Below are 547 nucleotides of genomic sequence, written 5' to 3' on the forward strand. Positions count from 1 at the left end.
TCACCTCGCACAGCGTGCCTTCTCCCGAAGTTACGGCACCATTTTGCCTAGTTCCTTCACCCGAGTTCTCTCAAGCGCCTTGGTATTCTCTACCTGACCACCTGTGTCGGTTTGGGGTACGATTCAATGTTACCTGATGCTTAGAGGCTTTTCCTGGAAGCTGGGCATCTGTCACTTCAGTACCGTAGTACCTCGTCATCACGCCTCAGTGTTAACAGCGACCCGGATTTACCAAAGTCACCCACCTACACGCTTAAACCGGGACAACCGTCGCCCGGATGACATAGCCTTCTCCGTCCCCCCTTCGCAGTAACACCAAGTACAGGAATATTAACCTGTTTCCCATCGACTACGCCTTTCGGCCTCGCCTTAGGGGTCGACTCACCCTGCCCCGATTAACGTTGGACAGGAACCCTTGGTCTTCCGGCGAGCGGGCTTTTCACCCGCTTTATCGTTACTTATGTCAGCATTCGCACTTCTGATACCTCCAGCAAACCTCACAGTTCACCTTCAACGGCTTACAGAACGCTCCCCTACCCAACAACAC

Annotated in this window: 1 rRNA gene; it reads right to left on the reverse strand. The window is 53.4% G+C overall.

What is annotated here, in order from left to right:
• Positions 1-547 (reverse strand): 23S ribosomal RNA (locus tag J5067_RS23205); the annotation flags it as partial.

Source organism: Candidatus Symbiopectobacterium sp. NZEC151 (assembly GCF_025962655.1).
Lineage (GTDB): Bacteria > Pseudomonadota > Gammaproteobacteria > Enterobacterales > Enterobacteriaceae > Symbiopectobacterium.